Origin of the sequence: Serratia proteamaculans, from assembly GCF_949794035.1 — a bacterium.
Classification (GTDB): domain Bacteria; phylum Pseudomonadota; class Gammaproteobacteria; order Enterobacterales; family Enterobacteriaceae; genus Serratia; species Serratia proteamaculans.
The window spans coordinates 2,746,743-2,760,289 of the sequence record NZ_OX461105.1; the positions used below are offsets into that span (position 1 = coordinate 2,746,743).

Annotated in this window: 11 protein-coding genes; 6 read left to right on the top strand and 5 right to left on the bottom strand. The window is 56.0% G+C overall.

Annotated features, from left to right (window positions below):
• The first annotated feature begins 20 nt into the window (after positions 1 to 20).
• Positions 21 to 956: a LysR substrate-binding domain-containing protein gene (locus tag QOT07_RS12840; protein WP_219016295.1), complete on the top strand. Its 936-nt coding sequence runs from the start codon at positions 21 to 23 to the stop codon at positions 954 to 956.
• A gap of 29 nt (positions 957 to 985) precedes the next feature.
• Here QOT07_RS12840 and pcaC read toward each other — a convergent pair whose 3' ends face one another.
• From pcaC to QOT07_RS12860, 4 genes are read right to left on the bottom strand one after another with little or no spacing between them, the layout of a single operon-like run.
• Positions 986 to 1,342, bottom strand: a complete 357-nt coding sequence (gene pcaC / locus QOT07_RS12845) for a 4-carboxymuconolactone decarboxylase (RefSeq protein WP_283603305.1) — start codon at positions 1,340 to 1,342, stop codon at positions 986 to 988.
• Complete coding sequence (locus QOT07_RS12850) at positions 1,335 to 2,699, bottom strand: 3-carboxy-cis,cis-muconate cycloisomerase (protein ID WP_283603306.1); 1,365 nt, start codon at positions 2,697 to 2,699, stop codon at positions 1,335 to 1,337. The genes pcaC and QOT07_RS12850 overlap by 8 nt, the downstream gene beginning before the upstream one ends.
• A gap of 56 nt (positions 2,700 to 2,755) precedes the next feature.
• Positions 2,756 to 4,012 carry a 4-hydroxybenzoate 3-monooxygenase gene (locus tag QOT07_RS12855; protein WP_283603307.1) on the bottom strand — a complete coding sequence of 419 codons (1,257 nt, stop codon included), beginning with the start codon at positions 4,010 to 4,012 and terminating at the stop codon, positions 2,756 to 2,758.
• Between the two features lie 10 nt (positions 4,013 to 4,022).
• Positions 4,023 to 5,378: an MFS transporter gene (locus tag QOT07_RS12860; RefSeq protein ID WP_283603308.1), complete on the bottom strand. Its 1,356-nt coding sequence runs from the start codon at positions 5,376 to 5,378 to the stop codon at positions 4,023 to 4,025.
• 501 nt (positions 5,379 to 5,879) lie between these two features.
• On the opposite strand from QOT07_RS12860, the gene QOT07_RS12865 reads away from it, so the two are divergent.
• The 5 genes from QOT07_RS12865 to QOT07_RS12885 are packed head-to-tail and all read left to right on the top strand — an operon-like array spanning position 5,880 to position 11,922.
• Positions 5,880 to 7,493 carry a mechanosensitive ion channel family protein gene (locus tag QOT07_RS12865; RefSeq protein WP_261417342.1) on the top strand — a complete coding sequence of 538 codons (1,614 nt, stop codon included), beginning with the start codon at positions 5,880 to 5,882 and terminating at the stop codon, positions 7,491 to 7,493.
• Positions 7,490 to 8,632, top strand: a complete 1,143-nt coding sequence (locus tag QOT07_RS12870) for a BamA/TamA family outer membrane protein (protein ID WP_283603309.1) — start codon at positions 7,490 to 7,492, stop codon at positions 8,630 to 8,632. The genes QOT07_RS12865 and QOT07_RS12870 overlap by 4 nt, the downstream gene beginning before the upstream one ends.
• Positions 8,633 to 8,672: 40 nt before the next feature.
• Complete coding sequence (locus QOT07_RS12875) at positions 8,673 to 9,674, top strand: hypothetical protein (protein ID WP_232519044.1); 1,002 nt, start codon at positions 8,673 to 8,675, stop codon at positions 9,672 to 9,674.
• Entirely contained in the window at positions 9,674 to 10,804 is a 1,131-nt protein-coding gene (locus QOT07_RS12880; protein WP_283603310.1) for a BamA/TamA family outer membrane protein, read from the top strand. The genes QOT07_RS12875 and QOT07_RS12880 overlap by 1 nt, the downstream gene beginning before the upstream one ends.
• A complete protein-coding gene (locus QOT07_RS12885; protein WP_283603311.1) occupies positions 10,804 to 11,922 on the top strand; it encodes a DUF4056 domain-containing protein in 1,119 nt (372 codons plus the stop codon). The genes QOT07_RS12880 and QOT07_RS12885 overlap by 1 nt, the downstream gene beginning before the upstream one ends.
• Positions 11,923 to 11,924: 2 nt before the next feature.
• Here QOT07_RS12885 and QOT07_RS12890 read toward each other — a convergent pair whose 3' ends face one another.
• Positions 11,925 to 13,286 (bottom strand): MFS transporter, encoded by a 1,362-nt coding sequence (locus QOT07_RS12890; protein ID WP_430523291.1) that lies wholly within the window; start codon positions 13,284 to 13,286, stop codon positions 11,925 to 11,927.
• Positions 13,287 to 13,547: the final 261 nt, after the last annotated feature.

Below are 13,547 nucleotides of genomic sequence, written 5' to 3' on the forward strand. Positions count from 1 at the left end.
AAAACTCCCTACACTGAGGTATGAAAAAAGCCAATTTATTTATTCAACGCATGCGCTTACGCCACATCAACGGCTTTGTTGCCGTGGCGCAAGAACGGTCGCTAAGCCGCGCGGCCGATAAGCTGAGCCTGAGCCAACCGGCACTGTCCAAAACGCTGAGCGAGCTGGAAGCCTTGACCGGCAATCGCCTGCTGGTGCGTAACCGCCAGGGAACCCGGCTGACCGAACAAGGTGAGCAGTTTCTCGGTTATGCCACGCGAGTGCTGGAGGCACTGACCGCTGCCGGACACGCACTCGACAGGCTCGACGATGCCCCGGCGCGGGTATTGCGCATCGGGGCACTGCCAACCACCGCGCTGGGCATGCTGCCGCAGTCCATCGGCCAGTTTCAGCAGGCCCACCCTCATTCACGTATTCAGGTGGTTACCGGTAAAAATACCGAATTGCTGGCACAGCTCAAGGCAGGTGAGATTGACGTCGCGATAGGCCGCATGGCCGATCCGGAAATGATGAGCGGGTTGGCTTTCGAACTGTTGCTGCTGGAGTCTCTGCTGATGGTGACGCGTCCGGGGCATCCGCTGTTAAGCGAAACCATCACTCTGGAGCGCGCACTGCATTATCCGGCCATTATTTCGCCAAAGGGCACGGTGCCACGCCACAATACCGAGAATCTGCTGTCGACCCAGGGTTTCAGCCTGCCCGGCCAGTATATTGAAACGCTGTCGGCCTCGCTGGCACGCCAAATGACGCTGCAGTTTGATTATGTGTGGTTTGTGCCATCCAGCGCGGTAAAAACCGATATCGCGGCCGGACAACTGATCCCGCTCCCCCTGCCGACCCAGGGTATGGAGGAAGCGGTAGGCATTCTGACCCGCAACGACGGTGAGTTGACTGAGGCGGTGCTGGCATTTATCGCCACGGTGCGGGGTATCGCGGGCGCGGCACGCTCCGCTTAGTCAGCCTCCCTGTCCTGCTCGGCAAAGACTTATGCCGCCAGATGAAACGCTGAGTTGGCCGCCGGCAGGCCACAGTACAGCGCACTTTGCATCAGCACTTCTTTAATTTCCTCACGAGTCACGCCGTTGTTCACTGCCGCCTTCAGGTGCATACGCAGCTCGGCTTCGCGGTTAAGCGCGATCAACATCGCAATGGTGATCAGGCTGCGGGTATGGCGCGCCAGTCCCGGTCGGGTCCAGATCTCCCCCCAGGCATAGCGGCTGATAAAGTCCTGGAACTCTTCGTTTAACGGAGTGAGTTGGCTGAGGCTGCGATCTACATGGCTGTCTCCCAGCACCGCCCTGCGTACCTCAATACCCTGTTGATAGCGTTGTTCGTCATTCATACTGATTTACTCCTGAAATGGCTGCTGCGGCCTGTTCCAGTACCCGCCGGGTAAAGGTTTGGGCACTACCGAGGTACTGCTGGGGATCCAACAGGTTGGAAAGCTGCTGGGCAGATAAATGCGCCATAACCAGCGGATCGTCCAGCAACACCTCAGACAGTGTGAGCCGCTGCGCCAGCGCCAAGTGGCACTGTTTTTCGATATGCTGATGGGCCTGCTGGCGGCCAATAGCTTCGCCCAACGCCATGGTCACCGCCTCCGCCATGATCAAGCCGTGTGTTAACTTCAGGTTATATTCCATCTGTTGTGGGAACACCTGCAGCTCGGCAATCAACTCACCGGCCGTGTGCAAGGCCCCCGCCGTCAACATCACCAATTCTGGCAGGCTTTCCCACTCGGCGTGCCAACCGCCCAGACCGCGCTCGTGTTCCTGCACCATAGCGGCATACAGCCCGCCGACCAACGCAGGCACCCGATTGGCCGCCGCGAGGATCACCGCACAGGCCACCGGATTACTCTTGTGCGGCATGGTCGAAGAGCCACCGCGCCCAGCCGCGACCGGTTCGGCCACCTCTGCCACTTCGGTCTGCGTCAGCAAAGAGATATCGCGGGCCAGTTTGCCCAGCGTGCCGCTTAATCCGGTATACCAACCGGCAATCTCCAGCAGGCGATCGCGCTGACTGTGCCAGGGAGTATCTGCCGCGGTCAGTTGCAGCCTGGCTGCCAGCGCGGTCACCAGTGTCTCTCCCTGTTCGCCCAGCGATGCCAGGGTACCAGCGGCACCGCCCAACTGCAGTGCCAATACGCGCGGCCGCATTTCATTCAACCGCTGCCGGTAGCGCAGCAAGGCATCCAGCGTACTGGCCAACTTTAGCCCCAGCGTGGTGGGCAGTGCGTGCTGCATCCAGGTGCGGCCGACCAGTACAGAGTCCTGATGACGGGTAATTTGTTGTACCAGCGCCACGATCAGCCGGTCCAGGTCGTTCTGCGTCAAGATGAGCGCCTGCCGCAGTTGCAGCACCAAACCGGTGTCGATGGCATCCTGACTGGTAGCGCCCCAGTGAACGTAGCGCGCGGCCTCGGCATCTTGCTGAGCCACTCGGCTGGTTAGCTGTTTCACCAGCGGGATCGCCAGATTACCGGCCTGCGCCGCCGCCTGAGCCAGGCTCAGCGCATCGAACAAATGGCTGTGGCAAACGGCGGCAATCTGTTGGCCAGCTTCGGCAGGAATGATCCCCAGCCCGGCCTGCGCCGTGGCCAGCGCCGCTTCGAAATCCAGCATCCCCTGCAGGGTAGCGGCATCGCTAAAGCACGGGCTCACCGCTGAAGACCGCAGCAGCGGCGTCAGTAACTCCATATATCCTCCGGGCAAAGGGCTCATTTCCCGATGATGGCGCGACGCGGTTGGCAGCGTCAAGAACGATAACCGCTTCTCTGGGCGATTATCGAAACATTGAACGAATTTATTGGTTTTTGTGATACCGGCCGGGTTACATCATCTGAAAAGGGAGAGCCGACATAGTTTTCCGCCAGCACTGTCATGGCGCTGCGCGACTTCACGGTGTATTGCAGCTCCGATAACTGTAAGCGTTGCTGGAATGCGCTGTCGTCATGATGGGTATGCAGCATGTTGGTCATCCACCAGGAGAAATGTTCCGCACGCCAGACGCGTTGCAGCGCGTCGTCACTGTAGCTGTCCAGCCGCCGCCAGCTTTTGTGACGGTAAAACGCCTCCAGCGCCTGAGACAACAAACAGACATCCGCCATCGCCAGATTCAGCCCCTTGGCCCCGGTTGGCGGCACAATATGTGCCGAGTCATCCGCCAGCAGCAGGCGTTTACAGCGCATGGGTTCGGTAACAAAACTGCGCATCCCGACCACGTTTTTCTGGAATATACGGCCCTTTTTCAGCGACCAGCCGTCATGATTTTCTACCCGGCTCTCCAGTTCATTCCAGATACGATCGTCCGACCATTGGTCGACGTTTTCCGTCGGGTCACACTGGAAATACATGCGCTGGACGCCCGGCGAACGGGTGCTAATCAGCGCAAAACCGCGCGGGTGGCGGGCGTAGATCAGCTCATCGCTGGACGGCGGTGCCTCCACCAGAATGCCGAACCAGCCAAAGGGGTAGACCCGGGTGTAGTCCTGGCGCAGACCTCCGGGCATCGCCGCCCGACTGATACCGTGGAAACCGTCACAACCAATGACAAAATCACATTCCAGGCGCTGCGGCTCGCCGTCGAGACGGTAATGCACCTGGGGTCGTTCGCTGTCCAACTCTTTCAGTTCCACCTGTTCCACCTCGAAATAGAGCTGGCCCTTCGCCGCCTGCCGCGCGGCAATCAGATCTTTCAGCACCTCGTGCTGGGCATAAACAGTGATCGCCCGGTCGGTCAGTTCGGTCAGATCGATCCGGTGCTGTTGGCCGCCGAATGCCAGCCGGATGCCATGGTGCTGCGCCCCTTCTTTGCGCATGCGTTCACCCAATCCGGTTTGATTGAGTAAATCGACCGTTCCCTGCTCGAGCACCCCGGCGCGAATGGTCGACTCCACCGCCTGCTGGCTGCGCGTTTCCAATACCACCGACTCAATACCCTGCAGATGCAGCAGGTGCGACAGCATTAATCCGGCCGGGCCGGCACCAATAATCGCGATCTGTGTACGCATGGTTATCTCCTTATAGGGCTTTGTTGAGCGAACCGGACAGTGCCGTCGCCTTGGCAGAAAAGTGTTTGACTATCAACGCCAGTGCCGCCACCAGCGCCGGGATCGCCAGCAGGGTGAAAATGGTGCTGAACGACAGCTGCATTTGCATCAGTACCCCGCCGCTCATCGCGCCCAGGATGCCGCCGAAACGCCCCAGCCCCAGCATCCAGGCGACACCCGTCGCCCGCCCCTGGGTTGGATAGAACCCGGCGGCCAACGCCGGCATGGAAGACTGCGCACCGTTCATGCAGGTACCGGCGATAAACACCGTCACCGCCATCAGTATCGGGTTGGTGTAAACGTAGCCAATGGCGCAGACGAACAGCCCGGTTAACAGATAGCCCACCGCCACCACCTTGTGCGGATTCATCCGGTCCATCAGCCAACCGATGATCAGCACGCCAATACCGCCACCCAGAGGAAATAGCGCGGTAATCAACGACGCCTGGCGAATGGAAGCACCGGTTTCACGGATCAACAGCGGCAACCAACTGGTCAGCAGATAAAAGATCATCAGCCCCATGAAATAGGTCAGGCACAGCATCAGGGTACCCAGCAGATAACGCGGGGAGAAAATCACCCCCAGCGCCGATTTGGCTTTAACCTGATCGGCTTCAGACAGGCTAAAGCGCAGCGGTTCGATTAACTTGAGCGGCGCAATACGTTTGAGTACGGCAGCAATCCGCTGCGCCGGGTAACCGCGTACCACCATAAAACGGGCCGATTCCGGCAGTGCGACGATCAGCACTACCGCCAGCAGCAGCGGCATCACGCCCCCCAGCACCATGACACTCTGCCAACCGAAGTGCGGTATCAGCCAGGCGGAAACGAAACCGCCCATCGACGACCCGAGCGGAAAGCCGCAGAACATCAGATTCACCAGCAGTGCCCGCTTACGTTCCGGCGCATATTCCGACATCAGGGTGGCGGCATTCGGCATCGCCGCCCCCAGCCCCAGACCGGTTAAAAAACGCAGTAGCGTCAGCATCGGCAGCGTGGTGGCAAACGCCGTCAACAGGCTGAAACCCCCAAACAGGAACAGCGACAGTACCAGCACTTTTTTGCGTCCAATGCGGTCCGCCAGCGGTCCGGCCGTGAGTGCTCCCACGGCCAACCCGACCAGGGCCGCACTCATCACCGGCCCCAGCGAGGTCTTCTCTATCCCCCAATCTTGCACCAGCGAGGTGGCGATAAAACCGATAATCGCGGTGTCGAAGCCGTCCAGTGCCACGGTGAGGAAACACAGTATCAGGATCATCCACTGGTAACGGGAAAAGGGGTTCTCATTAATAAACGACTGAATTTCTAGGGTGTTTGGCTGAGACATAGAGCGCTTCCTGGGTTGGCCTGGTGAAATAAACCCGGCGAGAACAGCCAGGCGTTCCCCTGGCAAAGTCGCTAGTTGTGCGATTATCGAAACTTGGTTCGTTAATCGCCTATTCATCAAAGCATCACCCACAATAAGTTTCAATATTGTTAAATTAATTAGCGTGCGATAACCGAACGCGAAAAGACCCACTTTACAAGAAAGGGTTTATTATCAGTTTGATAGTTTATTTTTTTGCCCATCGGCAAGGTGGGCATTCTGTGAGCCATTTAACATTGGTGAAACTATTGCGACGCTTATTCAACAGGGAAAAAACGCCGGTTCCCCTCATTCCTGTCTGAGGCCCCGGTTGTGCCTTATTCCCGGCAGCAATTTTGATTTATTAACCCGGAAATTGGGTTCGATTGAACAACTTGAAAGCGCATGCGACTGGACTAAGCTGAAACGGAAGAAAGCGAATAACAAAATAATAAAAATAGATTACTGACTGGGCAGGTAACCATGAGCAAAAGAGTGAATGGCGTTGTTTGCTGTCTGTTATTTCTGATTTCATCCCTGTGTTTTGGCGCTGAGCCGCGCCAGCTCGCCACCGATCAGGAAAAGGCCAGAACGGTTTATATATTTCACCAACCTATTGTCATGCTGCAGGCAAAGTTCGGCTTTACCACCCCGGAAGAACGTGTTTTACGGATCCGTAATACTTTGCGCTCTCTCACCGAAGAAGACATACACCAGCCGGTGCAGGTACATGTAATAAAACGCTATAACCAGCAGGGGCGGCTGTTTACCATTAATGGCAAGCCCTTTATGTTATTAACCCAGGGAGACCTGGATGATGGCGATGATCTGACGCTGGACCAGGCTTCACTCAAAGTGCTGGAACGAATCAATGCCCAGCGCACGGCACTGATAGAACAATACTCTACTGCTTACCTGGCGATTGCGGTAGCGAAGAGCGCAGCCGGAACTCTGGCGCTGGTGCTGGTATTTTACGCCGCGTTCAAATCCTGGCAGCGAGTTAAAAGGTTTTATGCCACCCGAATAGCGCTCAAGCGGGGGTGGATCCCGCAGAGCTGGCGCGTGCTGCTCGGGGCTTTTGAATCTCGCCTGTACGCCCTGCTAATGATATTGCTGAGTATTAGCGCCTTTTATATCTGGCTGAGTTGGCTCTTCCGGTTATTCCCCTGGACGCGTGTTTGGGGCGAGTCTTTGGGGGACTGGTCTATCAGCGTTATCCAGAAAGTCACCCTATCCATTGTTTCCGCTTTCCCTGGGCTGGCGATTGTCGCCATTATCTTTTTGCTGACGGGTTTTATTCTCAAACTGCTCAAGGTGCTGTTAAAACGCGTCGAGAGCGGAAGACTGGTTGTACCAGGTTTACATCCCGAAACGGTTGGCGCCACACGTAAACTGATTTCGGTGATGGTCTGGCTGTTTGCCTTGTCGGCCGCCTATCCTTTTCTACCCGGTGCCGACTCTTTGGCCTTTAAAGGCGTCAGTGTGTTCTTTGGCTTGATGTTAACGCTCGGCTCGGCGGGATTAATGAATCACGCCATGAGTGGATTGGTACTGACTTATTCGCGCGCGCTGCGCAAAGGCGACGTGATCAGGATAGGCGACAACGAAGGCCTGGTCAGCGAAGTCGGAATGCTGGCCACCAAAATCCTCACCCGCGAAAATTATGTTGTCACCGTCCCCAATGCGGTGGTGGTCAGCGGTAAAATCACCAATCTCAGCGCACTGAACCCCGGCGAGGGTGTGAATCTCACCACCAGCGTGACGATTGGTTACGACACCCCATGGCGGCAGGTTCACGCAATGCTGGAACTGGCGGCAAAAAGAACCCGGGGCATCGACAGCCAGGTCCCCCCGCTGGTTCGCCAGCTCAATTTAATGGACTGGTACATCGCCTATGAGCTGCAGGTCAGGCTCGGTGCAGGCGAATCACTGGCAACCGTCAAAAGTGAATTACATAGCCACATTCAGGACGTGTTCAATGAATTTAACGTCCAGATCATGTCACCGAATTTCGTGCTGCAACCTGAAAATGCCGTGATGGTCACCCGAGAAAACTGGTATACCGCCCCTGCGGTGCGACCGGATCAGCAGCCATGACAAAATTGAGTGTCCTGCTGGCTCTGCTTCCCGGCTTAGCCTTCCCCGCAGCCCTTCAGGCGGCAGGACTGATTGATGCGGAAGATGGCATGCTGGATATGGGCGAGTACATGAGCGATAGCCGCTACGGTTTTCTGCCGGTGCCGGTGGTGATCACCGAACCGGCCGTGGGGTATGGCGGCGGCCTGTTTGGGCTTTTTTTACATGACACCGGCCAACCCAATGAAACACCTCGCTCAGGCAGGCGCAGCGCGCCACCCGCAATCAGCGCCTTTGGCGGCGGGGCTACGCAAAATGGCACCTGGTTTGTCGGTGGCGGGCATCGACACACCTGGAATAATGACAGCATTCGCTATCTTGTGGCCGTAGGTTACGCAGATATCAATCTGGATATTTACACCGGCGATGTTGCCGGCTTCGGTGGCGGTCATGGGGTCAGCACCCAAACGAAAGGCTACGGCGGAACGCAGAAACTGTTGTTCCGCCTTGCCGAAACGCCTTTCTTTGTCGGCGGTTCGCAGTTTTACGCCAATACCCAAATTTCTGCTGATAAGCCCTTTATCAGCCAGGCACTGCAACAGGTGCTGGGGGGTTCCAGTACCAGCTCCGGATTGGGTCTGGTGATGGAATATGACACCACGGACAACCTTTTCTACCCGCGCCATGGGCTATCGGCCGCCGCTGAATATCAGTTTTACACCGGCTTCCTGGGTGGCGATTACCGCTATGACACGCTGACCCTGGACGGGAAGTATTTCCATCCGCTTGGCCGAAACTTCACCCTGGCGCTCGCCGGTAACTACCAGTCACTGTCAGATCACGAAAGCCATTTACCCCCCATGGCGCGCCCCTATATCAAACTCCGTGGCATCCCGAGCTATCGCTATCAGGGTGATTACGTTGCGGTGGGCCAAAGCCAATTAGAGTGGCAGGTGACACCGCGTTGGGTGGTGCAAGGGTTTGTCGGGGCCGGTAGCGCCAGTCGTGACAGCCAAACGTTGTTCGATAAGACTGAAGTGGCCTGGGGCGGCGGATTCCGCTATCTGATCGCGCGAAAATTTGGATTGCATACCGGGATCGATGTCGCCTTCAGCAACAGCGATCAGGCGCTCTATTTCAATGTCGGCTCTGGGCTTTAAGCCGGTCTTCTCTCGCTTGCCTAACGTGGAGGATCCAATAATGACAAATCACAGGGATTGCCAAACCAGCATCAAAAACATCTCACTCCGATATGCGAAACGAGTGGTTTTTCCTTTGCTGTTTTTATCGGGTACCGCATGGGGGGCAGCAGCCCCCGCCCCGGCCCAGAGTGACAGTACCTTTCCTATTTGGGGAGATGAAGCCCGCGCCCGCGGCTATAACATCCCGTTGCCGTTCGGCGTCAATCTCAGTTATATGAATATGCGCCAGAATATTGATGTCGACAGCATTACCTTTTCCGGTCTGAAACTGGGCAATCACCCGATTCCCAGCGATCTGTTCAATATTGATGTCGGACACACTCGCGAACGCAGCAAAAGCGAGAACCTGCGGCTGGATATGTGGGTCTTCCCCTTTTTGAATATTTATGGCCTGGTCGGGCACACCCGGGGATCATCGGTTTCTAACGTTTCTGTCGATGCCGACCCATCACAATACACCGGTGTCGACCGAATTATCGCCTCGGCGGTTCATCGCCTTAACCAAAATGGCGATCTCAGGGACATCGAGTTTGCCCTGGATTTTAAAGGCACTACCTGGGGCACCGGGTTTACTCTGGCGGGCGGCTATGAGAAATGGTTCGCACTGGTGGATACCAACTATACCCGCACGGATTTTGACATTCTCGATGGCAAAATTTCAGCCATCACGGTCTCGCCGCGCGTGGGTTATCGCTTTGATATGCCCGCCATCTCTGGTCCTTCCCACCTGAGCCTGTGGATAGGCAGCATGTATCAGGATGTGGATCAGGAGTTTAAAGGCAACCTCTCGGATTTACATATGCCGGCAGAACTTCAGCCGCTTATTGACACCGTGAATAAAGACAACGCCGGACGCTTTGATGTCAAACAGCATCTCACATCGCCGTGGAATACGCTGATTGGGGCGCAGTACGAACTCACGCAGAACTTTAACCTACTGGCCGAAGTCGGTTTCAATGAGCGAAACAGTTTTTTCCTGGCGGGTGAATATCGATTCTAATGAAGCGACCTGTGCTGTGGTTAGGCGGACTCTGTAGCCTGTTGACCTTATCCGTTAATGCGGAGTTGCTGACGCGTGAGTCCATCGATCAGTTTCTTGGCACCATGGGGGCAGACGATCAATACCACGCCGCTAAAGGGGTGAACTGGACGGTGCTGCCAGGGCCCTTTTATACGCCCGAGTTAAAGCTGGGATTGGGAACGGCGGTGGCCGGGCTTTATCGCGTCGATCCTAACGATAAGCTGACACAAAACTCCTCCATTTCATTTACCGGTTTTATCAGTACCAGCGGCGCACTGGGGCTTGGGTTAAATAATTACACTTTTTTTAGTGACGACCAGTGGCGGCTGTTTGTTGAAGGCTCGGTGGCAAAGATCCCTACGGAGTTCTGGGGCGTGGGCTACGATGCCGCGCAGGGATCGGGCCAGAAATATACCCAGGATTCGTTTAGCGTTCATCCGCAGGTTTTTTATCGTCTGGTAGATAATCTTTATGCCGGTGTTGGCTGGGACTTTTCTACTCTGGAGGCCAAAGTTGAAGATCCGCAGCCTGGCGATAGTTTCTCTCGTTATACCGAGTCAACGTCACCGCGGAGTTCCGGCGCGACTTTCGCCCTTAATTACGACTCCCGCGACGCTATCACGCAGCCGAAAAATGGGCAGTATGCCAGCGTCCAATACAGCCTGTTTGATCCGTCGCTGGGCGACGATACGCATTTCACCGCCCTGCAGCTGCAATACAATTACTATTTTCCGCTTAACGAGAATGACGTATTGGCGTTCGATGCCTGGGGACGTTTTGCCCGAGGAGAAGTTCCCTGGGATCGGCTTTCACAAGCCGGTGATGATCGGCGGTTACGCGGCTACTACCAGGGGCGTTACCGGGATAAAGATGTGGTGAGCACCCAGATTGAATACCGCAAAAAGCTCAACTGGCGGCACGGTTACGTGCTCTGGCTAGGCGCAGGTTCACTGGGTGCCAGCCCGGATAAAATGGGACAACACCCTATTCTTCCAACCCTTGGCGCAGGGTATCGTTTTGAAATTAAACCAGATATGAATTTGCGTCTCGATCTCGGCGTGGGTCGAGAGAGCGCAGGGTTTTATTTCCAGGTCGCGGAGGCCTTTTAATGCGTGGTTATTTTCTCGCAGTGCTGCTGGGTATTACCTTTTTTGCCCATGCGCAACCGGGTGAGGCCGACATTTTACCTTTTGAGCAGGCAACTCGCGTTTGGCCCGTCGCGCAGAACCTTTCGCCGCCAGAATCGCTGCGCCCTTGCTGTGCATTTGGCTATAACCTTCAGGTGCGCGCGGCAGGCATTCCCATTCCGGTTTACCAGATTGGTAACGTGCTGTCGCTCAGCACCCTGGGTCACCATCATTACAATGACACTGCGCTGGGTGCAGTGAAGAATATCGTGGGTCTAAGCGATGAAGCCAACGGCCTGATCTATACGCGGCGCGGCGGCTTTATTGATATCGCCCACGTTCGTGATACTGCCGATAACACCTTTTATCTGTTCACCCGACTGTACCCACGACTGGGTCGGGAATGGCGGTTGTTTTACAGTGAGGAATTGGGGCTCAGACGCGTTCAGTTTTACCCCTTTACCCCGCCGGCATCGAAGGTGGACCGCTATAATCTGGCGGCGTGGCTGGCCGGGCATCTGGCTTTTCAACTGGCACAGTGGCATGAGATCGCACAGTGGTATGGCTTCCAGTCTGTCCCCGGGTTTTCTGAGGAAATCTCTGCATTTTCACCGGAAGATCTCTACGCCAATCTGCTGGGGGCCAGGCTGGCCATCAATGTGATTTTGCAGGGGCATGCCGGTTCGGTAGATAACTACAATCTGGCGATGGATAAGGCGCTTTCTCAGGCTTTAATTGGCCTTGAGGCGGTGAATCAGGCCGAAACCGAACGTCAGTTCCGCGAAGTCGACGGTGACTGGTGGAATAGCCAACGTCGGGTACCGGATAAATTTTTAGTGCTTAAACGCAATTACCATCTTGGCGAAAACCGAATGCCCACCGCGGTACCTTTCGAACAAGCCCTGCCGTACCGCCTGGCTATGCCGGCGAAAATAGCAGGGATGACGTTGAGCCGCCTTGGTGAGCTGCAAATCCACAAAGGAAACGATATGCGTGGCCTGCCTGCACCCACCACATTCTATCGCCCTGCACAGTTTGCCGCACTGGCAGAGCAAGCGCGTCAAGCCGACCAGGTTCAATTGCAACGACTCAGCCAGTGAGGTCAAAGGCTTTTGGCGGTAACCTGGCCGGCCAACTGCGCCTGACGGTTAAAGCCCTTGGCACCCTTGATAAAAATGGCGCAGGCGGTGATCAGCGCCGGAATGGCGACAAGGGTAAAAATGCGATCGAACCCCCAGCCCAGCGCCAGCATTTCCGCCCCGGCAAAAGCGCTCAGAATGGCGCCGATACGCCCAACGCCGTGCATCCAACTGGAGCCGGTGGCCCGCGCCTCGGTCGGGTAATAATGAGCCGACAGCGCATTCATGCCAGTATTGGCGCCGTTCAGGCAAAAGCCGCAGGCTAACGCCAACACGCCGAGCATCAAACTGCTGTGGGACGCCAGGCCGATCGACAACGTAAACGCGGCACCCAACAGGTAAATCACGCCCAGCGCCCGGTGAGGATTGACCCTATCCATCAACCAGCCGGCAAACAGTGAGCCGAAGGTGCCGCCAGCCTGATACAACGCGGTAATCACCGCCGCCTGCGCCACGCTCATGCCAATGCCTTTTACCAGCGTCGGTAACCAACTGCCCAGCAGATAGACCAGAAACAGCGCCATGAAATAGCCCAGCCACAACATCAGGCTGCCAAATCGGTACTGCCGGGAGATCACAATATGCATCGAGCCTTTGCCGGTTGCCACCCGCGGCGGCAGTGTGTAGTGGGTGTTGGCGTCGGTACTGCCCGGTGCCAGCTTTTCCACTATCTTGCCAATGCGTTGCTTGCTGGCACGTTTGGTGACCAAAAATCGTACCGACTCCGGCAGTTTGGCGATCAACAACGGTACGCTCAACAGCGGCAGTATGCCCCCCAGCAACAACAATGCATGCCAGCCCATCTGCGGAATGAACCACGAGGCAGCGAACCCGCCCAGCGCGGCACCGAAAGTAAAACCGCAAAACACCACGGTGATAATAAAAGAACGTTTCTTTTCCGGCGCATATTCAGAGATCAGCGTGCCGACATTCGGCATCGCCGCCCCCAGCCCCAGCCCGGTCATAAATCGGAAGAAAATCATTTGATCAATAGTGTGCGAAAACGCAGTGACCAGCGTCCAGACACCAAAAAAGAACACGCTGTTGATGATGATCACTTTACGGCCCAGCCAGTCCGCCAGTGGCCCGGAAAGCAGTGCGCCGAGGGTCAGGCCGACCAGCGCGGCGCTCATCACCATACCCAGTTGCTGATTGCTGACGCCCCACTCACTTTTCAGCTCCGGCGCGATAAATCCCATCAGGGTAATGTCGAAGCCGTCGAGCGCAACCACGATAAAACCCAGCAAAATAATCAGTTTTTGGTAACCACACAGCGGACGATCGTTGATCAGCGTACGAACATCAATTTCGTTTGAAGCCACAATTTTTCCTTGGACAGACGCCAATAAGTGCAGATGTTCGATAATCGAACTGACAGTAAATTTCCCGCTTCTAATGTATGAACTCCGGTGCAGGTCGGCAACGGGGATTACCGATAATCTGGTGCCTATCGAACCTGACGGTACATTTACCCTCAATTAAAAAAACTGCCGCATCCGATCAACTCAAAACAATATGCTAACAAGCAAACCCGTAAAGCCCTTTATCACCCGGCCGGCAGTCCGTTGCCGGTGGGAAATAATGTT

Coding starts and splice junctions, on each gene's coding strand:
- QOT07_RS12860 (WP_283603308.1), bottom strand. CDS start 5,378: ATGTCTCAGCCAAACACCCTAGAAATTCAGTCGTTTATTAATGAGAAC.
- QOT07_RS12855 (WP_283603307.1), bottom strand. CDS start 4,012: ATGCGTACACAGATCGCGATTATTGGTGCCGGCCCGGCCGGATTAATG.
- pcaC (WP_283603305.1), bottom strand. CDS start 1,342: ATGAATGACGAACAACGCTATCAACAGGGTATTGAGGTACGCAGGGCG.
- QOT07_RS12870 (WP_283603309.1), top strand. CDS start 7,490: ATGACAAAATTGAGTGTCCTGCTGGCTCTGCTTCCCGGCTTAGCCTTC.
- QOT07_RS12880 (WP_283603310.1), top strand. CDS start 9,674: ATGAAGCGACCTGTGCTGTGGTTAGGCGGACTCTGTAGCCTGTTGACC.
- QOT07_RS12875 (WP_232519044.1), top strand. CDS start 8,673: ATGACAAATCACAGGGATTGCCAAACCAGCATCAAAAACATCTCACTC.
- QOT07_RS12840 (WP_219016295.1), top strand. CDS start 21: ATGAAAAAAGCCAATTTATTTATTCAACGCATGCGCTTACGCCACATC.
- QOT07_RS12850 (WP_283603306.1), bottom strand. CDS start 2,699: ATGGAGTTACTGACGCCGCTGCTGCGGTCTTCAGCGGTGAGCCCGTGC.
- QOT07_RS12885 (WP_283603311.1), top strand. CDS start 10,804: ATGCGTGGTTATTTTCTCGCAGTGCTGCTGGGTATTACCTTTTTTGCC.
- QOT07_RS12865 (WP_261417342.1), top strand. CDS start 5,880: ATGAGCAAAAGAGTGAATGGCGTTGTTTGCTGTCTGTTATTTCTGATT.